Source organism: Amycolatopsis pigmentata, from assembly GCF_042684065.1.
Lineage (GTDB): Bacteria > Actinomycetota > Actinomycetes > Mycobacteriales > Pseudonocardiaceae > Amycolatopsis_E > Amycolatopsis_E pigmentata.
Genome location: NZ_JBHUKR010000010.1, coordinates 21,569 through 43,891 on the forward strand (window position 1 = coordinate 21,569; position 22,323 = coordinate 43,891).

At 61.9% G+C, this 22,323-nt stretch carries 14 protein-coding genes; 9 read left to right on the plus strand and 5 right to left on the minus strand.

Going from position 1 to position 22,323, the window contains the following annotated elements:
* Positions 1-38 precede the first annotated feature (38 nt).
* The gene (locus ACFSXZ_RS22035; protein ID WP_378267034.1) at positions 39-1,490 is read right to left on the minus strand and encodes a DNA phosphorothioation-associated putative methyltransferase; all 1,452 of its coding nucleotides are present in this window, start codon (positions 1,488-1,490) and stop codon (positions 39-41) included.
* Between the two features lie 1,743 nt (positions 1,491-3,233).
* Between ACFSXZ_RS22035 and ACFSXZ_RS22040 the strand changes: the two genes are divergently transcribed.
* The 3 genes from ACFSXZ_RS22040 to ACFSXZ_RS22050 all read left to right on the plus strand — a co-directional run bounded on the left by ACFSXZ_RS22040 (position 3,234) and on the right by ACFSXZ_RS22050 (position 4,268).
* A complete protein-coding gene (locus ACFSXZ_RS22040) occupies positions 3,234-3,446 on the plus strand; it encodes a hypothetical protein (RefSeq protein ID WP_378267035.1) in 213 nt (70 codons plus the stop codon).
* The gene (locus ACFSXZ_RS22045) at positions 3,422-3,679 is read left to right on the plus strand and encodes a hypothetical protein (RefSeq protein ID WP_378267036.1); all 258 of its coding nucleotides are present in this window, start codon (positions 3,422-3,424) and stop codon (positions 3,677-3,679) included. Before ACFSXZ_RS22040 ends, ACFSXZ_RS22045 begins: the two co-directional genes overlap by 25 nt.
* Before the next feature lie 229 nt (positions 3,680-3,908).
* Positions 3,909-4,268, plus strand: a complete 360-nt coding sequence (locus ACFSXZ_RS22050; RefSeq protein WP_378267037.1) for a GNAT family N-acetyltransferase — start codon at positions 3,909-3,911, stop codon at positions 4,266-4,268.
* Between the two features lie 105 nt (positions 4,269-4,373).
* Here ACFSXZ_RS22050 and ACFSXZ_RS22055 read toward each other — a convergent pair whose 3' ends face one another.
* Genes ACFSXZ_RS22055 through ACFSXZ_RS22065 form a run of 3 tightly spaced genes read right to left on the minus strand, consistent with a single transcriptional unit; the run spans position 4,374 to position 8,826 of the window.
* Complete coding sequence (locus ACFSXZ_RS22055; RefSeq protein ID WP_378267038.1) at positions 4,374-5,267, minus strand: phospholipase D family protein; 894 nt, start codon at positions 5,265-5,267, stop codon at positions 4,374-4,376.
* Positions 5,264-7,261 carry an ATP-binding protein gene (locus tag ACFSXZ_RS22060; RefSeq protein ID WP_378267039.1) on the minus strand — a complete coding sequence of 666 codons (1,998 nt, stop codon included), beginning with the start codon at positions 7,259-7,261 and terminating at the stop codon, positions 5,264-5,266. Before ACFSXZ_RS22060 ends, ACFSXZ_RS22055 begins: the two co-directional genes overlap by 4 nt.
* Complete coding sequence (locus ACFSXZ_RS22065; RefSeq protein WP_378267040.1) at positions 7,255-8,826, minus strand: DEAD/DEAH box helicase; 1,572 nt, start codon at positions 8,824-8,826, stop codon at positions 7,255-7,257. The genes ACFSXZ_RS22060 and ACFSXZ_RS22065 overlap by 7 nt, the downstream gene beginning before the upstream one ends.
* Positions 8,827-9,410: 584 nt before the next feature.
* On the opposite strand from ACFSXZ_RS22065, the gene ACFSXZ_RS22070 reads away from it, so the two are divergent.
* The 6 genes from ACFSXZ_RS22070 (at position 9,411) to istB (ending at position 19,770) form a co-directional block, all read left to right on the plus strand.
* Complete coding sequence (locus ACFSXZ_RS22070) at positions 9,411-10,580, plus strand: cysteine desulfurase family protein (RefSeq protein ID WP_378267041.1); 1,170 nt, start codon at positions 9,411-9,413, stop codon at positions 10,578-10,580.
* 61 nt (positions 10,581-10,641) lie between these two features.
* On the plus strand, positions 10,642-11,748 hold the full coding sequence (locus tag ACFSXZ_RS22075; RefSeq protein ID WP_378267042.1) for a DUF4007 family protein: 1,107 nt from the start codon (positions 10,642-10,644) through the stop codon (positions 11,746-11,748).
* Complete coding sequence (locus ACFSXZ_RS22080; protein ID WP_378267043.1) at positions 11,745-15,353, plus strand: ATP-binding protein; 3,609 nt, start codon at positions 11,745-11,747, stop codon at positions 15,351-15,353. The genes ACFSXZ_RS22075 and ACFSXZ_RS22080 overlap by 4 nt, the downstream gene beginning before the upstream one ends.
* 8 nt (positions 15,354-15,361) lie before the next feature.
* Positions 15,362-16,195 (plus strand): phosphoadenosine phosphosulfate reductase domain-containing protein, encoded by an 834-nt coding sequence (locus ACFSXZ_RS22085; RefSeq protein ID WP_378267044.1) that lies wholly within the window; start codon positions 15,362-15,364, stop codon positions 16,193-16,195.
* A 1,104-nt stretch (positions 16,196-17,299) separates the two neighbouring features.
* Positions 17,300-19,003 carry an IS21 family transposase gene (gene istA, locus ACFSXZ_RS22090; RefSeq protein ID WP_378267045.1) on the plus strand — a complete coding sequence of 568 codons (1,704 nt, stop codon included), beginning with the start codon at positions 17,300-17,302 and terminating at the stop codon, positions 19,001-19,003.
* Positions 19,000-19,770, plus strand: coding sequence for an IS21-like element helper ATPase IstB (gene istB, locus ACFSXZ_RS22095; RefSeq protein ID WP_378267046.1), 771 nt, complete (start codon positions 19,000-19,002; stop codon positions 19,768-19,770). Before istA ends, istB begins: the two co-directional genes overlap by 4 nt.
* Before the next feature lie 205 nt (positions 19,771-19,975).
* On the opposite strand, the gene ACFSXZ_RS22100 is transcribed toward istB, so the two are convergent.
* Entirely contained in the window at positions 19,976-21,280 is a 1,305-nt protein-coding gene (locus ACFSXZ_RS22100) for a DGQHR domain-containing protein (RefSeq protein WP_378267047.1), read from the minus strand.
* Positions 21,281-22,323: the final 1,043 nt, after the last annotated feature.

Genomic DNA, 22,323 nt, shown 5'->3' on the forward strand with positions numbered 1-22,323 from the left:
TGACCGCAGCCCCGCCCTTTCCGGATACAGTTGGCGGCCTACTCAGCGGGTCTCGCTCGAACCAGTCTGTGGCCTGCAAGACGTAATCCAGCCTGATCAAGTCTGGCCTTCCACCTCTCCTGCGTGCCAATGGCCCGCGCGTCGTCAAGTAAACTAGCGCGCTCTTCTTGCGAAGTGAGCCTTGCAAAAGTGTCGCGACGAGGATAGTCGTCTGCAACAAATGTTTCCTTACGGTGTAAAATTGGGGGGTTTTGTGAGCTGCCGAAATCAGTGTACTTGACATGGAGTCGACGAAGGTCGGCGCGGAGGGACGTATTCAACGCTGGATGGGGATCCCTGTCGAACTCGGGATAGTTCAGGTACGAGACCTTCGGCTCGACTCTATTTAGCTTGACCAAAGTGGCGCCGTCGACTGTGCCGGTGAGAGCGCGCCCGCAACCCTCATACACTCGAAGTACCGGGTCAAGCCGATTGATCGCTGAAACATGGACGTACAATGCCTCTGGCGTAAGCTTCCCGAAAGCGGCAGAGCTACATGCTTTATTTAGAGCTGCCTGGTCGGCGAGTGAGAAGAGTAACTGATCTGCCGATTCGCATGCGGCCCGATACGAGTCATAGAGTGCTTTGACATCGAATTGAATGTCTTCAGGGAGATTGGTGAATTTTGTCCGACCGCCAAAAGCTGTAAGGGCGAGATAGACTGTAAGGTCACGCCGCGCCGCCTCCTGGGCCCTAGCCCACGTGTCATTCGGGATCGTCTGTCGAATGACGGCAATGGCATGCTTGACTGTCGGGAAGGTGTTCTTGAGTTCGTCGGAGTTGGGGATCTCGGTCACGTCGGGGACCCTGCCCCTTTCGGCAACAAAGTCGACGAGCGGTTGAAGGGCTGATCGCTGTGTTTCTAGCAAGCTCTCGTCGATCTCGACGCGGCGATATGCGCGCCGATTGCGGACGCGATTGGCTAGGAATGTATGACTGGTGCTGTCTTCGCGGAATACATAAAAGACCCCCGGAGCTGCCGCAATGCTACGAACAGTGAGATAGTTGTCGATCCAGGCTCGAAGTTCGTCCTGTTTGAAGAATTTTTGGAAAGTTCCTTTGGTTGTTATTATTCCGTCGCCATGGCTCCGTCCCTGTACGTAGCGCGCCTCCCAGTCCGGCCGCGCCGCAACAATCAATGCGCGGCGGGCAAGTGACCATGCAGAATGCAATACACTGACTCGCTCGTGTGGGTCCTCGATGACGTTGACCACATATCCAAGATTAACGACGTCCGCTTCTTTTCGCGGCAAGTCTGCGGCATGGTTCGGATCCCAGCCCGACGCGTCATAGCCAAGCGTCTTCAGCCGAAGCACGTCACCTCCGCGACCGCAGCCGTAATCGAACACCGACGTATCGGGAGTGAGGAGATCGTCGGCGAGAGCGATGGACAGCGGCTTGCTCAGCCCGGTCCGCATCATCGCCGTGCGACCACGCTCGACGGTAGTCATCGTTTCGACGCACCTTCCCGGTCGCTAGTGCCCGCAACCAAGTCTCCCACGGGTTGACCCAGAGATGACCAGGGACAACGCCGTGCACCCACACATAGGCTTGATACCAGTCTTGGAGGGCGTCTGCCACAGCAGGAGTTATCAGTGCGCCGCGAGACCTCAGCCGGTGCGGCGCCAAGTGTACGACCAGCGGGCCCTGCGCCACCGATGCAACTGCGACGTGGCCGTGCGCCGCACTCGAACACATCCTGCCAGGTGCCTAGGGAGGCGCTTTGGGCATCAAGTCACCCATTCGGGCGTAAATTCAATATTTTCTCACGTTATGCACCAGCCTGAGTCGCATTCGGCATCTCCTGGATCATCCGGAAGTTGCGCTGAAGCTGGCTCGGGTATTGCCTCGGTCAAGGGTCGGCCGTATCTTGAGAGATAGGCTGGGTCGCGACCCAAAGCTGCCCGGCGTTCATTGAGCATGAGCTCCAGTTCTGTCGACTTCTTGAACAAATCGGGTTCATAGGTGCGCTGATGTCGCCACGCTTCCATGGTTTTAAAGGGACAGAAGTAACATGAACTTTTCGGTGGAACTGGAAGCCCAGCTTCGCTGATGATGTGCTCACAGTCCGTTCTGCGGAGCCCGAGATCTAGCAAGGGAAATTCGATCTTCTCATTTGGTCCACAGCGCCGCCGGTTCGCTCGGTGGATTTCGTCAAGAGATATTCCGATCCCCACCGTGGCGGGTTCCCGTCTAGAGGCGCCGTGTTGGCGAAGCCACTGGTCTATGACCTTGATCTTGAAGTCTGCTGTACAAGAGCGGCGTCCAGGCGCACCGTTCGCCATCCGAATTGGGATCGGGATCGACCTGCTGTCCGGTCGCTGCAAGCGCTGCATCAGCGTCTCAATGGACCCGTCCCTGCGTCGCCGCTGCAGTTCTTTTAGATCTAATCCACTCCGTTCGGCGTAGGGGCCCGCTATTTCTCGAACATATGCGAGGGTGGAAGGATTCTCGCTGTCGTCTCCAACGTTGGAGAACAAGAAGACTCTATAATCGATCCGCTGTTGTGCGGCGAGTACAAGGAGTGCTGTAGATTGAACGCCGCCGCCATACGAGATTACTTTCATGGAGCGCCTCCTGGTTGGAATTTCGATGTATGAAGTTTTGGGCACCCATGAAGGCTGCGATTGACATGTGACACGTCGTAAACCCTAATTGATAGGCACTAGGCTCTTCAATGAACGCACGTGAAAATCTGAAAAGAACTATATGTGTCTCTATTTTTGATTCGATCTTTAGCTTGGCGCGGATCCTGGTGTGCGGTTCGGCACAAACAGCTGAATGTGGTACAAGCGACGATGCCTCGTGGTTGACCAGGGACCCGCCACGCCAGTTCATCTGTGATGTGCAGAAACAGCCGGTAGCTCGATGGTGTACCGTTTCGAGGTGCCGGCAGGGACGTGGCGCTTTTATGGCAAGGCTTTGGTCGTGGCAAGAGAGGCCAGGGCGCAAGCACGAACAGGATGATGTGGGCATACCCGAGGCGGACATTGTGCTGCCTGAGTTGATCACGCTCGGCGACGATGTCGTCTACCAGTTTCTCTACGACGATAACGGGCTGCGGAGGGCGGGATCCGTTACACGCAACGAGAACTGGTCGTTCGCTGCCGGGAGTTCATCCAGGAACTCTATAGTGGTGGCGGGGATATCGGCGACTACTTTGCCGGTGCCCCGCCGGAGCCCGGGCGCCGCTGATGCCGGGTTCGCCGGACGAACCCGATCGCTTGGGGACCAGCCCCGATCTGCCCGGCTTTGCGCACGACGTGGTGCAGGCCGGAAACATCCACGGCGGGGTCCACTTCCATGGTGGCCGCTACCCCGACGGCCAGCTCCGCGCCAGTTGCGTGGCGACGTCGGCGGTTTCGCCAACCGTGGAACAGAAATGCGTGTCCTCGACGCTGTCCTGAAACGGGAACCGGGTGCGTCGACCACGACCGGTCTCTACGCCATCACCGGAACCGTCGGAGCGGGCAAGACCTCGCTGGCATTGCACTGGGCGCACGGTGTCCGCAGCCATTTCCCCGACGGGCAGCTCTACGTGAACCTGCGCGGGTACGACCCGGGCGATCCGGTGAACGCGGCGCAGGCTCTTGACCACTTCCTGAGGGCGCTGGGTGTTGCCCCTCCGGGATCCCGGTAGGCCTGGAGGAGCGCTCCGCGCTGTTCCGATTGCTACCTGGCGGACCGGCGCGTACTCGTCGTCCTCGACAACGCCGCGACGGCCAGCCAGGTACGGCCCCTGCTGCCCGGGAACCCGGATTGCCTTGTTGGTGACCAGCCGCCATCGGTTCTCGGGGCTGCTTGCCAGGGACCACCGATCTACCCCCTCGGGTGACTGTACGTCCGGCTAAGCGCGGTGACCAGGACGGTTGGCCGGCCGGGTATGGCGGTTGCACCGGTTCGAGGCCGAATTGGGGGTGCCGCCGGAGCGGTCCGGGCTCGGTGCCCGGCTGCGCGAAGAACTGGCAGAAGCCGTGGATAGCGAGGCCGATCTGGTCTTGGTCGGGCTGATCGACGGTACCCCGGTTGGGCTCCTCCACGGGCAGCTGCCGCAGGGAGCATGGATCGAACGGCAGGCCGCCGTGGGCCCAGCGGGCTATGTGTCCCGACTGTTTGTCGAACCGGCGACCAGGCGGGGTTCGGTCGGCCGGAGCCTGGTCACCGCCGCACACGAGGCGCTCCGGTACGACTGGTGCCGAGGTCGCGCTATAGCCTCCGGAAGAGCTTGATGACACAGAAACGAGTCGTGGCGCAATGTGGCGTAGGTCCGCTCGGGTTAGCTGATCTTCAGGAGGCCGCAGATCGCGTCCCGACTGCGTGGTTCGGGCGGAGCCCTATCCGATCAGGCGGGTGCCGCCCCAGATTCTCTGGTAGCCCGGAAGGAAGTGGGCGATCCAGGCAGCCAGGGTTTCCCATACATCCGCCGGGTCGTCGATGGGATGACCAACTTGGTGGCAGATCTCAACGAGCCGCTGTACAGCCTTCATGGTGGTCAGGTTGCTGCACTTCCGTGCGATCTTTCCGGTAAATCCTTGTCGCAGGATCGCTCCCACGTATGTATTGAATGCGTCCTCGGTCGTGAGCCCATTGGGTACGCCCAGCGCGTCCAGGTCGGGTCGAACGAGATCTACCACGCCGTCTTCCCGCTGCCCGGTATACACACGCCAAAGAACATCCGGGGGTCGATAGGTAGGCAGCCAATCGGTGTGTTCTGCTGTCCCGACGGGTGTCCAGAAAGACGGCGTGGGCAATGTAGCCGCGGCATCGAGGATTGCGTCGCGGTCGGTTTCATTGGCGATAGAGGACGTCGCTCGCAACACGCCGAGCAGTTCCGCAAGTGCTGGATCCTCCGCTGACGTTTTCACGAGGATCTCGACACCGCCTGGTCGGGTCCAGCCTAAGCCATTGGTGGTCACGTTTGCCGAGCCGACCAAGGCAGAGGCGCCGGCAACGTATGCCTTCGCATGCACGACAGGGTGCAGCGCCACCGTCCCGCCGCGTTCGCTGATCAGATCGAACACCCGCGGGTCGCTCACTCCGCTGGCGACCTCATCGGGTCGCCAGCGCGTGAAGACCTCTAACCGACACCCTGGTGGCAATGCCGACAGGATGGGTTGGATGCCTGGCACGGTGATGAAGGGCGCGATGATCGTGAGGTCTTCCGCGTCGCCTGCCAGTTCGAGGAGTCGGTCTCCACAGCGCTGTGGGTCAAAAACCGCCTGGGTCACACGTCGTCCTCTCCGTCCTGGCCTTCGTCATCCTCGCCGAATGGTGAGGCTGCCTTGAACGCCTCGTCTTCGACGTATTCAGCGAGGCGACGCCCCCATCCCTCTCGGAATTCCTGAAGCTGTCGAGACTGCGGACCCGTCCTGTACTCGTTCTCCAGCCGTGACCATGCCAACAGGAGCCATGTCATCGCGTCGGCACTTTGCACCAGCAGATTTTTCGCTTCGGCTTCGCTCATTTCCTGAACCTGGTCATTCGACAACTGCAGAGGCTCAATCAGCCTCTTGTACGCTGGGTGAGCGTTGTTCAGATACAGGATCTCAAGGTTGAGCGCCTCGTCGGGCCAGAAGAACGCGTTGAGCTGCTTCACCGGCCGCTCGACCACCTGAACGGTGACACCGCGTTGATAGTTGGCGATGACCGCGCCACGAATTTCCGCAGGGACATCCTGGTCTTCGAGGATTCGCTCGATCGTCGCTGCCGCCTGGCCAGGGTCGGGTTTAGCCTTAGCGAATTTAGTTTCTCCAGGAGTCGGGCTGACGCTTGAGCGAGTTTTCTTGACGCTGGAAGCAACATCCGTGACTTTGGGCTGTGTGCGTCGAGCCTCGGATCGTGCGCTCTGCTCGTTCTTTCCGTCACTCTTCATGTTGGCCGCGAGCTGGACAAGCTGGAAAGCCATGTCGTAGAGCTCGGCGATGGGATGATCCTCATCGAAGAGCCCTTGTTCGAGCGCTTCCTCTTTCGTGATGCGGTGCTCTCGGACAAGGCGCAGCGCCTGTGTAAAGTAGGGCGCATCCTGCTTGTTGTTCGTGACTCCGAAGACATCATCGAGACACGGATCGAATGCGACCTCGATACCCCACCAGCGGTCCGTTGCTTCCTGAGCCAGTGTCTTTTCCAGCACCAACTCTCGATCCGCACGCATGACGGAGATGCCGGCGTTGTCACGAGCGTGTTGCCCCTGCTTGGTACTGGAGCCGGGCCTGCCACCGGGCCGCGCTTCGGGCTTCGCGAGCGATAGGCGGGCACGGACAGTTGAGACGCCCTCGCCATCCGGACGTTGAATAGAGAACGTGCGAGATCCAGGATATACGCCGAAAGGCGCCTCCTCCGTGATCTGCTTGTAGGTCACACTGCCGTCATCTGCGGTCTCGGCAGCTTCCCAATATTCGAGAGTGGTCTCAGCGGGTGGAAGCAAGTAAAGCGGGTCGTTGGGCCGGACCTGATGGAAGTTGTCTGGTGCGAGGAGTGTCTCGCCTTCCATGATCGCGACCTTGATGCTGCGTTGCCGGTCGTTCGTTGCCAAAAAGTTGCGGTAGACCCGGCCCAGAAGGTATTCAGTGTGGGCCAACATCGTGTCGGCCCGTAGCCACCGCAACTTGTCGAGCACAGTCCAACGGATCGCCGTCCCGCTATAGACCGGCTGGCCTGTAGAGGTATCGGGCATCGCGTGCCTTCGGTAAACCTCGAAGACCCAGTCGGGCATTTGGACGTAGTCAGGGCTCGACGGATCGGTTGGCCACGGGACCGTGAGCGCTGTGTCCTTTGCGGATGCCTCTACCTCACGCAGATCCAGATAGGTGTGCAACGCGTTCTCTGGTTGTGAGTTCTGCCAAGTCCACACATCTGTGCGTTGACACTGTGACACGCTCGCCTGCGGGAGTCCCATACCGAACCGTCCGATACCTGAACGGTCGTCGTACTTGGGAGAACCCCCAAACGACAGTCCAAGGTTCAACGACTCGTCCGTCATTCCAACGCCGTCATCGATGACCCAGATTTCATCGACCCGGTTCGACGCGCGTTGCTTGCTCATCACTTTGCGTTGCACGATGACTAGCAGGACGGTGTTGGCATCGCCCCATTGGAACGAATTGTCGATCAGCTCAGCCAGCGCATAGTCAGTGCCCTTGTAGCCGGTGTCGCGGATCGACTTGACCGTCTGTGAACCTGACAGGAGAGGTGCTTCCTTGGGCTTGTTGGCTGGTGCTACCACAGGTCCTCCCAGTGTATGAACGCAGAAGCGATGGAGCCGAACGCGGGAATAGACGGGTCGACAACAGTGACGACGACGGCATTCTGGTTGCCGCCGGCCTTTGGGCCCCGGATGCCGCGGCCAACCATTTGGCTGTAGAGCACGAGTGAACGGGTGGGGCGGGCGATGACGACCGCGCTCGTCTGCGGTGCGTCGAATCCGGTAGTGAGTACTCCGTAGTTGACCAGCACGCGGGGTACTGGCATTGGGCTTTTGAACATGCGGATCGCGGTGTCGCGGATCTCCGGCGCTGTCGTGCCGTCGACCGAGTCAGCCAACACACCAGCCCCTCGTAATGTCGACGCGATCAGGTGGGCGAGCTCGACGGATGCAGCGAAGACAATGACGCGTCGATGTGACTCACGGATGAGATCGAGCGTGGTTCCGACGACGGCGTCGAGATAGTCGCCTTCGTCTATGCCCAGTTCGATCGCGTCGTCGCTGTCGGTCATAGGGTCCGCGTCAATGTCTGGCAGCTCTCCGAGGAGACGGAACTCCGGTTTGGCCAGGTAACCCTGCTGTATCAGGTACTCGACCGGGTTGGCCGCGGCACCGGTCTCCCCCGTGTCGAGTTCGACCTTTGTGCGCTGGAAGAACTCGGCAAGCTCATCATCGGTGTCAGATCCGACAAAGGTGCGTCCTGGCGTCGCGCTCAGACCAACGATGGGGGTGATCGGTAATCCCGCAGAGGACAACCGCTGTACCACCCCTCGGTAGGTCGGGGCCACGGCTTGGTGAGCCTCATCGAAGACGATGAGCCCCAGCCGACGGCCAAGGTCGTCGATGAATCCCAACTCGTCTTGACGAGCATAGATTGTCTGCAAGCTTGCCACGAGAAGACCATCCGTCACGTCCTCGCTACGCCATTCTTGGCCACCCCACGCGGCGACGATCGGGACTTCGCGGTTGCCCAGGGTGCCCCAAGCGCGATGGAACTCGCGCGCTGCTTGATCCAGAAGCTCTCGGGTGGAGGCAACCCACAGAACAGCTCGCCCCTCGTGTTCTCGCAGGAAGTCGCAGACCAAGTTCAAGGCCGTCCGCGTCTTTCCGGATCCCGTCGGCATGTGCAGCAGCAGACGGGGCCGGCCTTTCCGCAGCAGCGCTCTCATCTGCGCGACGGCTCGCCGCTGATGCGGGAATAGGCCGTACGCCGCTGCAGTCTCGGTGGGCAAGGGCGCTGGCTTGTCGCTGTGCGCCTCCGGCAGGCCGAGAAAGACAGCGACGCGGCCCGCGTTTGCGGTCATGTCTCGCGTGCTCAGCTCGGCGCCGTTGAGTGCGAGGCGCGCCGCCAACAGTCGACGCTGTTCCTCCGGCAGCTCATCCGGTAGCACTCCAGCATCCGCTAGGCGCCGGATGGCAGACACCGGATCACCCAGGCATGCGAGGGCGAGCACCGCGTCGGCAGGCATCTTGCGAACAAGGCCTTCTCGAACAAGCCCGGTAAGCGTTCGCGCAACCCGGGCATCGACGAACGAGCGCGCATGCGTTGACGCGCTCAAGAGATCAAAGACGGTGAACCGCTCCATCAGACCCGACCGCGACGTGACAGGTGGTCCATACCTACGGTTTCCATCTCTGTGGGCCTGCGGCGGTTGCTTGTTGATGGATCAACGGAACGGTACAAGCCTTCTACCGCGGTACCGTGGCTCTTCGAGGGAACCATCCTGTCGACAAAGTCCATCTCCACCGGCCCCCCTCCGTACGCCGTCGCTCCGAGATCATCCCTTACACCCCCTCATTAGAGCGGACGCCTCTGACATTCCCTCGGGAGGCTCGCCGTAACGGCGATGTCCCGCTCCTGCAAGGTCGCGCCGACCAGATTCCGCATTCCGCGCGCGAGACCGGCGAGTCCTCAGCGAGTGACGTAACATCGCTGGTCATATGCCTCCCGCCATGCGACAGCGGCTACGACGACGACCCACCTCGACGGGGCTATGGCCACAGCGGCAGGCATCGCACGCTGAGTGATCGTCGCCGTTCGCCCGGTGCGCCTACCGAAACTGTCAGAGGGGTTGGCTATGATCGCGACGCACTCCTGGTGGGACGAGAGGGCCTACCGCGAAGATCCGCCAGGAGTGGCCAACGTACCCGTGCGGCAGTAGGGCAGGACATGGACGATGACTCAGTCGAGGCCGACGTCGTCTACCTCGATTACAACGCGACCGCACCACTGCGGCCGGAAGCTCTCGAAGCGATCCTGACCGCGTTCCACCGAGTTGGCAACGCGTCCAGCCTCCATCAGGCTGGCCGCGACGCCGCCACTAGGGTTGACAAGGCTCGCCGGCAACTCGCTGACTTGCTCAATTGCCACCCTGGCGAGATCATCTTTACCTCCGGTGCCACCGAGGCGAACAATCTCGCTCTGCGTGCCGCCTATGCTCGCGGAGGGAGGCTGGTGACGACAGCCGTTGAGCACCCGGCAATCCTAGAAACGGCACGAGCCATCACCGTTGGCGCCTCCGACGCTCTCGTGGTGCTGCCGGTGGACAAGGACGGCACTCCCGACCTCGGCGTCCTGGACGCGGCGCTCGACCGCAGCGACGTGTCCGTGGTCTCGGCCATGCTCGCCAACAACGAGACGGGCGTACTGACTGACCTAGCACCCATCGTCAAAACCGCCCACGACGCTGGCGCGCTCGTGCACACCGACGCCACGCAATATGTCGGCCGGCTCCCCCTGGATCTTGCTGAACTTGAGGTCGACTTGCTGTCCCTGTCGGCCCACAAGTTTGGCGGTCCGCAGGGCGTCGGGGCGCTCGTCGTGCGGCGGGACACCTCGCTGCCCTACATGCCGCTGCTGATCGGCGGTGGTCAAGAACGTGGATGGCGGGCCGGCACGCTCAATGTTGCAGGGATCGTTGGGCTCGGAGCTGCCGCTGACACGGCGCGACGGCATCTCGAGGAGGAAGCCATCCGTGTCGCCGAGTTGCGTGACGCGTTTGAAGCAGAGCTGATCGCGCGGGTGCCCGACTGCGTGATCAACGGTGGGGGCGTGGCCCGCCTTCCTGGGGTTACGAGCGTGACCTTCCCCGGGGTGCCGGCGGACGCGGTTCTAGCCGCGATGCCGGATGTCGCGGCGTCGGACGGCAGTGCCTGCGCCTCCGGGGCTCCAAGCCCTAGCCATGTCCTGCTTGCGATGGGACGTAGCCGTGACGATGCCGACTCGACGGTGCGCTTCTCGCTTGGCTATGCCACGAGCAGGCGCGACATTGAACGGTCCATCGTTGCGGTCGCGAGTGCCGTCGGGCGTGTCCGTGCTGTCCTAGCGGCCACTGCCTGACACGAGCGATTCGCCGCCGCTGCCCTAATAAGCTTGTTTGTAGATCGAAAGGGTTTGTCTGATGTCCGATAGCCGCCTTGCCGATGCTGCCGAACCGAAGTTCGGGCGCCATGAAACGTTCGCGCCGCGCTTCGGTTGGTTGCACAAGGCGTACCTGGCGGTGAAGGGTGACAGCGAGACGTTCCATCGGCAGGACGCGCCGGTCACGCTCGGGGTGGGCAAGAACATGGTCTATTCCATGCGGTACTGGTGCCAGGCCTTCAAACTAACCGAGGAGCATCCCCACAACGACCCGTCCTATCGGGCGTACGTCGCGTCGCCGACGTGGCGGGCGCGGTGGCTGCTCGACGAGGAAGGCGCCGACCCCTACCTCGAGGACACGGGCAGTCTGTGGTTGCTCCACTGGTGGCTGCTCTCGTCTAGCCCCGGGGCCAAGTGCCTCGCGCCGAGCTGGTACGTGATGTTTCATCTCGCTCCGTTGTCTCGGGAGACATCTGAGGGGATGGCGACCATCATTACTCGGCATGTCCACGAGAACTACGACGAAGAGCAATGGCCGGCATCGGAGTCGATCGGTCGCGACGTCGACTGCCTGATCAAGATGTACGCGCTGGATCAGGAGTTCAATCCGCTGTCGCCAGGCAGCTTCGAGGACCTGCTGGCCTGCCCCTTTCGCGAGCTTGGGTTGTTGGAAGGGCAAGGCAAGGGCAAAGAACGCGAGTGGCTATTCACCAGCGGATCCCGCTCTAACCTGCCGGCGGCAGTGCTGGCATACGCGTGCTTGGACTACGCTTCGCAGTTCTCGCCAAATGCCGGATCTATCTCGCTCGCCCGGCTAGCCAACGAGCCCGGCGCCCCAGGCCGAGCCTTCCGAGTCGGCGAACCAGAACTCACCAAGGCCATCGAAACACTGGTCAACGACCACCCCGCTCTACAGATCGTCGAAGCGCTCGGCCAGCGGAGTCTCGCCTTCTCGACGGAACCTCATGCCCTCGCTTGGGATGTCCTCGACGAGCACTACGGCAGGGTCCGTGACCGCGAAGGGTTCCCCACCCCACAGATGTGGTCCCAGCAATATCCCAGCCTTGACCGCGGCAATCGCAAGCGTCCGCGTAAGAAAGCCGCCCCGCAAGCCGAGAGGCTGGCACTGATGGAGGAGAACGCGTGACAACCGCGACCAAGACCACGCGGCGCACTCGCCAGACCAAGGCCGTCGCACATATTCCCGAGGGAATCAGCCTCGTTGGTTCCGAGATGCGGTCCACCAACCTCGAGCGCGATGTCCGCGATCAGCACCTGTACTCACCGTATGTCGGAGCGCGAGCGCTCGACGTCCTCGACCGCATCACGAACGCGATTGCCGATCTTAAACGCACCAGGGCGTTCTCCTTCACCGGTCCCTACGGTTCGGGCAAATCAACCTTGGCGAACCTGTTCGATGCGTTCCTCGGGCACGACCCCGGCCGCCAGTCCGAAGCCGAGGCTGCCGTCGCGACAACTAACCACGGTCTTGCCGCACGGTTGGCGCGGGTACGCGGCGAACTTGCGCCGCAAGGTTTCCTCGGGGCCGTTGCGACCGCTGACCGTGAACCGCTTGCGACAACGGTGCGTCGCGCGTTGCAAACAGCCGCGGAACGCCGATGGAAAAGGCGGCCGCCGAAGTCTGTAGCGCAGGCCCTGGCGGCGTGCACGGAACACCGGGTGCCGACCACCGAGAGTCTCGTGGAAGCGGTCAGCGCACTGTGTGCTGAGGCTCCCGTCTTGTTGATCATTGACGAGTTCGGCAAAACGCTGGAACATCTCGCTGCTGAGGGCGACTCCAGCAGCGCCGAGAATGACGTGTACCTGCTCCAGGTGCTCGCCGAAAAAGGCGCAGGGCGCTCCGGGTTGCGGCTGTTCATGGTCACTCTTCAACACTTGGCCTTCACCGACTACGCCTCGCGTTCCAGCACCATCCAAAGCAAAGAGTGGGCGAAGGTCCAAGGCCGCTTCGAGGACATCACCTTTGCCCCGAATCTCGGTGACGCCGTTCACTTGCTGCGGCGCCGACTTGACCTGTCCTCGGTCAAGCCGGCTGGCCGCAAGCTCATCGACACGCAGGCTCAGGCTGCGGCAGCGGCCTGGCGCACACACGCTCTAAACGCCATCGTGGATATCTCGCAGGAGATGTTCGCCGACCTCTACCCACTGCATCCGCTCACGGCGATCGCGGCGCCGCTTCTGGCCGCCCAAATCGGTCAGCACGACCGCAGCCTCACCGGTTTCCTGGGAAGCGACGAGCCCCACACCGTGCGCCGCGCACTGGACACATTGACGACCAAGACCCCGACCCGAGCCTCCACCCTCCGCCTGCCGCAACTGTACGACTACTTCTTCGCATCCGGGCGCACGACCCTACTCGCCTCGGCCAATGCCAGCCGATGGCTCGAAGTGGACCGCCGAATCAACGAGGCCAATGGACTGCCACCCGAGGACCAAAACGTCCTCAAGACCATCGGCATCCTGAACCTGATCGACGTCGATGGCGTCCTCCGCGCGACGCCCGCGATGATCCAGTTCGCGCTGCACGATCCGACCGACGCACAAGATCCCGAGCGTTTCGCTGCCCTGCAAGAGCGCCTCGACAAACTCGAAGCCAGCAGCTTCGTCGTTCATCGCGAATACAGCGATGAATACCGTATCTGGCAGGGCACCGACGTCAAGATCGACAACCGTGTCAACGACATCGCAGGCCGCCTTGAAGCACCCGATGTTGTCCGCTATTTCAACCAACAACTCGGAACGGTACTTCCCGTGGCGGTTGTGGCTGGCGGCCACAGCCAACGCACCGGCATGCTGCGCTACTTCCGTACCGCGATCAGTCACCGCACCGATAAACTGCCAGGCCCCGAGGTGGTCACAGACGCCGCCGATGGCCTCATCGTGTACCACTTCGGCCCGCTCACCGACCGGCCTGTGGTCAACTCACCACTACCGGTCTTGATCGGAACCAGCAGCAAGTCCGCGACAGTTCTCCAAGCGGGGATCACCCTCGTCGCTCTCCAGGAACTTCTCGAGGACAAAACGCTCGACCGAATCGCGGTCAACGAGATCAAGGAACGCATTGCGGACATCTCACACCGCATCGGCAGCTTGCTCGACGAGGCGTTCAACCCCGTCAGCCCTCAATCTTCCTGGCATCTCTGGGCCGCCGGCAACGACACCAGCACAGAGCCGCGCGAGCAGATCAAGGCGCGCAGCTACTCAGGGCTGGTGTCCAAAGCGTGTGACGCGGTGTACCCGTTCACTCCTCACATCCGCAACGAGATGGTCGGGCGTCATCAGCTCACCAGCATCGCCTCCAAGACCCGTCGTGAGCTGTTGACCGCGATGCTTCAAAAATCCGGCTACCCGCTGCTCGGGTACGACACGACCCGGTACACGGCCGAGCGTGCGATGTACGCAGGAGTGGTGCAGTACCTGGGCTTGCACCGAGAGGCCAAGGCCTTCGTCAGCAGCTCAACCGGCAACGGCATCTTCACACACGGCATCTCCCGCCCCAACAAGGAGCAACAAAACGAGAGTATCCATCCCGCGTGGGAAGCCCTCGAAGAGGCACTGACCAACGCAAAACAACCCACCCCCATTGTGGACATCTACCACCAGCTCATGGCTCCCCCCTACGGAGTCAAAGCGGGAGTGGTACCGATCCTGGTGGTCACCGCCCTCATCCTGCGAGCCGAAGACGTCGCACTGTTCGAGGAGGGCAACTACTGTCAACGACTGACACCCGACATCATCGAACGCCTCAACGTTCCCTACCCGGATCGCTTCACCGTCAAGGCCATGCCGATCGGACGCGGCCAGCGTCGGCTCGTCGTCGACCGTCTGGCCTCGTCCCTAGACGTCGACGCACCCACTTCACCATCAGCCCGCAACCCCAGACTGCTCGCGGTCACCCGAGCAATGCTGGAACGCGTCATGATGCTCGTCCCCTACGCTCGCCAAACACGACGCCTCAGCTCTGACGCACTCACGATTCGAGACGTTCTGTCTAATGCAACTGACCCGGATGAGCTTGTGTTCGTGGCTCTGCCGAAGTCACTGGGATTCGCGCCGATCTCGCTCAACGCCATCAAAGACGAGCCCACGGCCAACGCCTTCGTCGATCAACTGATCACAGCGTTGAACGACCTCTCCGGTGCCAGTGCGGCACTTCGGCAAGAGATCGTCACGACCATGGGACGCGCGTTCCGGCTGCCACCAGACCTCGGAGAACTCCGCTCCGGCCTCACTGAGCGGCTGCGCGGATTTGCCAACGCGCCCCTCGAACTTAACCTGCAGGGATTCGTGTCCCGCGTGCTCAATGAGACCCTGTCGGATGAAGACTGGCTCGACCCGATTATCATCCGCCTTACGAACAAGGCCCTGGGCGACTGGACCGATCGAGATGCCGAAGGCTTTTCTCGGAGAGTCGAGGAAATGGCACGGGCTCTCGACCGTGTCAGCCACCTCTATGATGTCCATCGCTCGCCCGCGCTGGACACATCCGGCGGACGAGCCGAACCCCGACAGATCGAAACCCGGCTACTGACCCTCACTACCGCCGGGGGGGCGGAAGAACGCACCCTCATCCACGTGCCGAAAAAGTCACGGCAGGCAGCAGACAAGCTTGTTGTCAGTGTTATCCGGCAAGCTGAGAAAGCACTCGGCCCCGACGGTGCGCGCATCCTGCTCGCCGCTTTGGCCGAACGCCTCGCAGCGGCCACCCAAGATCCGACCCAGCAAAGGTAGGAGTTGTCGTGACCGACACCGAGTCCAACGGCAAGAAGCGCCACGTCCTCGGCCTCTCCGGTGGCAAGGACTCCTCGGCGCTGGCGATCTATATGCGCGACCGGGTGCCCGAGATGGAGTACTTTTTCTGTGACACCGGTGCCGAGCTACCGGAGACCTATGAGTACCTTAACCGGCTCGAGGCGGCGGTTGGCAAGCCGATCGTGCGGCTCAACAGCACCCGCGACTTCGACCACTGGCTCGAGGTGTACCAGGGGACGCTGCCCAGCCCCCAGATGCGCTGGTGCACGAAGAACTTGAAGATCAAGCCACTCGAGGAGTGGGTTGGTGACGATGAGGTCATCTCCTACGTCGCCATCCGCGCGGACGAAAACCGGTTGGGGTATGTGAGTACCAAGCCCAACATCACGGCGGTGTTCCCCTTCCGAGAGGACGGGGTTGACCGGGCCGGTGTCGACCGAATCCTCGATGAGGCCGGGATCGGGCTGCCGGACTACTACGAATGGCGCACTCGATCGGGCTGCTACTTCTGTTTCTTCCAGCGCAAGCATGAATGGGTGGGCCTCAAAGACCGGCACCCGGAACTGTTCGAGAAGGCGGTCGCGTACGAGGAGAAGGTCAACTACCGGCACACGGCGATGCAGGACCGGCAATTCACCTGGTCGCACAACGAGTCGTTGCGCGAACTAATCGACCGTCGAGACGAAATCGAAGCCAGGCATCAACTAGCCCTCGAACGCGCGGCCAAGCGCGTCAAGCCCAATCGTCCGCTCTTGGAGATCTTGGCCGATGCGCACGATGAGGACGACGACCAGGCGGGTTGCGCCGTGTGCCATCTCTGAACGGTTCACCGCCTGAGCGTACGAGAGCGAAACCGGATCGAGCGTTCGATGCCCTGGCGATTCAACCAGTGCGCCATTCTCTCCAATGAACTCCAGCGACGCGTGGCACTGACCGGACGGCCGACATGTGCGAAGCTGCTGCGATGACTCCGCTACCGCGGCTACCCGTTTGTGTAGCGTTCGCAGCGAAACCTCTCAGATGTCGACCGTAAGCATACGCCGCTACTGGACATCAGCGTCGGGCCTACGCACTCATGGGTGCCCAGACTTCGGTTGACATCGCGGTTCCTGATTTCAGGCCGCTGGCGCGGTCGGGTAGATGGTCTCAAACTCGACCGGGACGGAGTTTGCCCAGGCTGCGTTGCCGGCGTTTGCGGTGGTACTTCGTCTCGATCCCGCACGGGGGCGCTGGCTGCCGGCCCAGTTGACGGACGAGCGGGAGGCTATTTTCCCGGCAGGTTGCCCTGCGCCAGATACGCAGCTGCCTTGCGCAGGACTTCGGTCTCCTGCTCCAGCAGCCGGTTTGCGCTTGCGCAGTTCCCGCAGCTCAGCGGACTTCTCGCGCGTCACAACGGGCCGGGTACCGTCTTCGACGTCAGCCGCGCGCAGCCAGTTGGCCAGGCAGGACTCCGAGATCCCGAAGTCCTTGGGGACTTGCTTCAACGAGGCCTCGCAGCCACAGGCCACGGCCACGACATCCTCACGGAACTCGCGGAGGTAGGGCTTGGCACGATGACTTCCCTCCCAGCAAGGCCGAAGCCTCACACGTCAGGTGCCAACCAAACCCTGGGCAGACCTCATGACAGCGGAGTCTGCTGCCATGAGGTGTCATCCATGGCGCAGCTTGTTACCGCCGCGGATTAAAGAGTTGCCAACCACCTCGTCGAAGCGGACTCGTGAGAATACCCGCTGGGTGCGTGTCAGCGCTCATGAAATTCGCAGGTCTGAGGGGTTTTCGCTCACGTAATTCCGCAGGGCGTCGCTCACGTAATTCCCCACCGGGAGGGTGAGCGTGTCGTTGTGGCTGGGTCCTCGCGAAGGAAGAGGCTTCACCGGTCCACGTCAGGTGGCCGGGGAGTGGGATTGGCGAGGAGAACGTTCGACGTGACTGATGTGACCGAGATCCTGGTCCACTGGTATGCGGGTCGCTCGCAGAGCGAGGTCGCGACCAGCCTGGGTGTGGACCGCAAGACGATCAAGAAGTACGTGACCCCGGCGATTGAGGCCGGCATCGTCCCGGGTGGGCCGGCGATGACCGTGGCGGACTGGGCCGAGCTGACCGGCAAGTGGTTCCCGGCGGTGACCGACACGCGGCTGCGGCAGACGACCTGGCCGCAGATCGAGACCCATCGCGACTACATCGCGGACATGCTCAAGGCCGGGGTCACCCAGGCGACGATCTGGCAGCGGTTGCGCGACGAGCAGGGTTTGCAGGCGAGTCTGGCGTCGCTGAAGCGGTGGGTCGCGGCGAACCTGCCCGAGGAGGTCCGGCGCGATCGGGTCACCGTGCTGATGGACGAGCCGGAACCGGGCGGGGAGGCGCAGATCGACTACGGGCATCTGGGCGCGTGGGTCGACCCGCGGACGGGCCGGAAACGGCGGGTGTGGGCGTTTGTGATGGTGCTGCCCGCATCCCGGCACATGTTCGTGCGGCCGGTGCTGGCCATGGACCAGCGGGCGTGGACCGAGTGCCACGTGGTGGCGTTCGACTTCTTCGGTGGGGTGCCGGCCCGGTTGGTGCCGGACAACCTCAAGACCGGGGTGGATAAACCGGACCTCTACGACCCGAAGATCAACCGGTCGTATGCCGAGTTGGCCGAGCACTACGGCGCCCTGGTGGATCCGGCGCGGGCGGGCAAGCCGAAGGACAAGCCGCGGGTGGAACGGCCGATGCCCTATGTCCGGGACTCGTTCTGGCGCGGTCGGGAATTCGTGTCCCTGCAACACATGCACGAACAAGCCGCACGGTGGTGCCGGGAGGTCGCCGGGCGCCGGCAGTGCCGCCCGCTCGGTGGTGCGGCACCGTTGTCGGTGTTCGAGGCGGTCGAAGCCGGTGAGCTGAAACCGTTGCCCCGCAAGCGGTTTGTGCTCGCCACCTGGTCGAGGGGCACGGTCGGTCCGGACATCCATGTCCGGGTGGGCAAGTCGCTGTATTCGGTGCCGTGGCGGCACCTCGGCCGCCGGGTCGACGCTCGGGAGACCCCGACGGTGGTGCAGATCTTCGACAGCGGGGAGCTGATCGCGACCCACGGCCGCCGACCGGCCGGGAAGTCGACCGATCTGTCGCACTACCCGCCGGAGAAGATCGCGTTCACGATGCGGACCCCGACCTGGTGCCGCAGCCAGGCCGCCGACATCGGCCCGGCCTGCGTCGCGGTGATCGCCGGACTGCTCGAGGTCAACGCCCTGTTCCGGCTGCGCGCCGCGCAGGGCGTCCTCGGCCTGGCCGGCAAACACGGCGCGACCCGCCTGGAGAAGGCCTGCGCCCGCGCGATCGAGGTCGGCGACCCGACTTACCGCACGGTGAAAGGGATCCTGACCGCCGGAACCGAGGCCGACCCGCCACCGCCCTCGACCGGCGACGGAGGGGCCGCGGCGCACCTGCACGGCCCTTCGCAGCTGTTCGCGAACGTCGTGGCCCTGCCCACCCCGAGCACCACACCCGCCGGGGACCAGGCCACCACGAACGCCGATCACGACACCGCTGCCCACGACGAGCGCGGCGACCACCGCGCCCCTGCCCCCACCGAGCCCGCTCAGCCCACCGGACTCGCATCCGACACCGACACTAATGAGGAAGCATTATGACCATTGTGGACACCGCGCTGCGTGACGCCCTGCGCACGCTGAAGCTCTCCGGGATGCTCGACACCCTCGACGCCCGCCTGGCCCAGGCCCGCGACGGGGAACTCGGGCACCTGGAGTTCCTGCAAACCCTCTGCCACGACGAGATCGGCCGCAGGGAGCTGACCGCGATGGGCCGCCGGCTGCGCCGCGCGCACTTCGACACCGAAACCACCTTGGAGGAGTTCGACTTCCACGCCAGCCCCAAGCTGCCCGCCGCGCAGATCCGTGATCTCGCCGCGCTGCGCTGGCTGCACGCCGGCGAGTCGGTGATCCTCTACGGCCCGGTCGGCGTCGGCAAGACCCACATCGCGCAAGCGTTGGGGCACCTGGCAATCCGGCACGGCGCCGACGTCCGCTTCGCCAAGACCAGCCGCATCCTGGCCGACCTCGCCGGCGGCCACGCCGACGGCTCCTGGAGCCGCCGACTGCGCGAACTCTCCCGGCCACCCGTCCTGATCCTGGACGACTTCGGAATGCGGGAACTCACCGCACGCCAGGCCGACGACCTCTACGAACTGATCAACGAACGCGCCGGACGCTCGCTCGTGCTCACGAGCAACCGGTCACCGGTGGACTGGTATCCGTTGTTCCCCAACGCCGTCGTCGCGGAGTCACTGCTGGACCGGTTGATCAACACTAGCCACCAGGTATTCATGAACGGCCCCAGCTACCGGCCGAACAAGCGCCCCCGGAGTGTCGCTGGTGACAAGAAGAAGACCACCGAGTAGAACATCATCAGGACCCACCACCTGCGGAATTACCTGAGCGCAGGCCCCGGGAATTACGTGAGCGTTCACAGTGCGGCTCACAAGCGTGACCGGCACGGGGCGCAAGACGCCAAAACCTCGCGTTTCTGTCGGTCTTGTCGCGAGGATGGGCCGCCGTCCGCAGATCTCGGTTATCGGTGAGCACGCCTGCAACGAGCCCGACATGTTATCGACTTACCTCCACCGGAAGGCGGGTGGCGAGTTCTTGGACAGAAAATTGGTACCTTTTGTTCTTTACAACCCTAAACGATTTTAATGCTCGCTCGATTTGTGCCCGAGAATTAGGTGCAAGATGTGCGAGGAGAAGTTCGTAGAGAGCTTGGCTGTTCTCTTTTGCGGAGATCATCCTTCCTTTTCGTGTACTTTCGGGTGTTTCCTGCCATACAGTCGAGAAAGGGGCGGACGACATTCGCCAATTGAGTTCGCTTAGGCGTTCAAGTAGTTCTGGAAACCCCAAGAGTCCTTGCTCTATAATGTGCCGCACTGCGCGCACAATCTGAACTTGTACCACTGGTCGCATAAACGGATGTCCGTCACCGTCGCGACCCTTTGGTGCGCGCAAGTCTTTTGGTGCTGCCTGGGCTTCGTAGCGACTACGCAAGTCGCCACATGCAACAAGCAGTTCATCAATACGTCTCGCTAGGATATCGTAACTTTCATCAAGAACTTCGTCCGTGGCTCGCTGCGAAGTCTTATTAATGCTATCGTGTAACCCAAATCCTAGGTCAGTCAGTAGATCGTAGAGAACACCGATTGTTGTCCAGGCGGTGCCGGTAACACCAACCTGTCGAGTCGCAAGTTTTACGTCCCCGTCGGTGCCAACCTTGCTGAAAACTTGGACCACGCCTGCTTGGCTAAGGAAATCGTGCTCGTCAAGGAAGCGACGCGTGAGAATAGCGAACCCATCGTCCTCATCCAAGGCGATGTTTTCTTGAGCGGTAGTTTTTACCGCATTCCTGTTAATATTAGTAAAAAGGCGACGAGTCCGGCGTCGTCCGGCTTCATTATCAAAATGTGGAACTACGATCACGCCGATATCTTCGCGACCAAGTTCCGGATCCCGCTTAACTGCATCTTTGATAGCTTTCAAGCGATGTTGACCGTCGAGCGCGAAAAACTGGTGAGTGCCGTCGAAGGTTAGCACGCCGAAGTTTCGATCCATTCCCGCGAGAACCTCAATATTTTCAGAGTTCTTTTCGAGTTCTAGCGGGATATACTCAGGTGCGCCGCCCCAGGCGGCGACAATTATGGAGCCAAGAAATCTATTCTCGTTTGTGAGTAGGTAGTTGGTGATTTCAGCAGTGCGAGCTCCAACGCCACGCTGGATCATTGTGGCAAGGTCTTGATTGCCGCCCAAATCGTGTGCGAAATTGATCTCGCGGGCCACTGCAGCATAGCTCATAATGCAGGAATAGTAAGTCCAATTCCCGACCTTTGCTTCAAATGCCGGGACAAACGTTTTGGATGGCATCCAGTCCCCTTCTTTGCGGCTTCAGTCCTGGTCTTCTTTCCAGGCGGAGCGAGTGTTGCCAAGTCGGCCCCGCAGTTTTGGCCGACTCTGATTATTTAGCGGCGGATTGCATAGTCGGATGAGGCGACGCTCTAGTATCGCAATTCTTCTTCGGTCTTCGATCGGTGCGCACCAGAATTCCATCGGTTGAAGCGCTAAGTAGCGAGTGAGCCGTTCGCTTCTAGTAGTGGGTTCTGTTCGTGTCCATAGATCTTCCGGGTCGCCGCGTAGGTGTCTCCGGTAGTCCTTATAGCGTGTGCGGATAGTGTTGCCGTAGTCAGTGCCCGAAGCCCCAGCCTGTCCGATATAAAGAATCTGAGGAAAGGTCCCGCCCTTCGACATGTTTGATAGATGGAATTCGAACAAAGGCCGCCACACGAACATGTAAAGACCGGGTTCATCAGGTAGAGCTGGAGCGAGATCCTGTGTAGCTAGGTGGATCTCCCAGGGGTTCGCGAACTTCCGAAGATCAGCTGCCAGCTGCTGGCAGCCATCGGCATCCAGCATTCGGAGCAAGCCGACATCGATCTGGAGTGCCGGGCTATCTTCTTCCCTGTATCTCCTGGCGAGCTCATCCAACCCCACCACTTGTCGCCCCCATAGTGTGTGATTCCACCCATTAGGGTTAAGTGTGACAGTCGACACGACGGCGTTGGGAGGGGACCCCTGCTACGAGTGCGGCCGATCAGGCGTCTCAGGGTTGTGAAGCGCTTGAGGTGCCGCCAGGCCGACGAGTCCGTGTAACACCATCAGGAGCCGTGACCTGCACTTTGTTCGGCGCCATGCTAGCCAGGCATCGTGAAGCCCGTCGGCGCTCCAGCCGGCCATCGCTAATGGCGGACCGATCGTTGCGGTGTCCGGAACCCGTCGCTCTGGGGCGTAGCTTGGCGATCACGGCCAGCGGTCGGCTCTCCAGTACTCGCGCCGAAGGTGGTTGGCGAGTCCGCGAACAGGGTGGGCTGCACGTGAGGTGCCGGGTTCACCGTGGTGAGTTCGGTCCTTTT

Bases quoted from the DNA above. Each gene is read 5' to 3' on its own strand.
- ACFSXZ_RS22035 (WP_378267034.1), bottom strand. From the start codon at position 1,490: ATGACTACCGTCGAGCGTGGTCGCACGGCGATGATGCGGACCGGGCTG.
- ACFSXZ_RS22040 (WP_378267035.1), top strand. From the start codon at position 3,234: ATGCCGGGTTCGCCGGACGAACCCGATCGCTTGGGGACCAGCCCCGAT.
- ACFSXZ_RS22045 (WP_378267036.1), top strand. From the start codon at position 3,422: ATGCGTGTCCTCGACGCTGTCCTGAAACGGGAACCGGGTGCGTCGACC.
- ACFSXZ_RS22065 (WP_378267040.1), bottom strand. From the start codon at position 8,826: ATGGAGCGGTTCACCGTCTTTGATCTCTTGAGCGCGTCAACGCATGCG.
- ACFSXZ_RS22070 (WP_378267041.1), top strand. From the start codon at position 9,411: ATGGACGATGACTCAGTCGAGGCCGACGTCGTCTACCTCGATTACAAC.
- ACFSXZ_RS22075 (WP_378267042.1), top strand. From the start codon at position 10,642: ATGTCCGATAGCCGCCTTGCCGATGCTGCCGAACCGAAGTTCGGGCGC.
- istB (WP_378267046.1), top strand. From the start codon at position 19,000: ATGACCATTGTGGACACCGCGCTGCGTGACGCCCTGCGCACGCTGAAG.
- ACFSXZ_RS22100 (WP_378267047.1), bottom strand. From the start codon at position 21,280: ATGCCATCCAAAACGTTTGTCCCGGCATTTGAAGCAAAGGTCGGGAAT.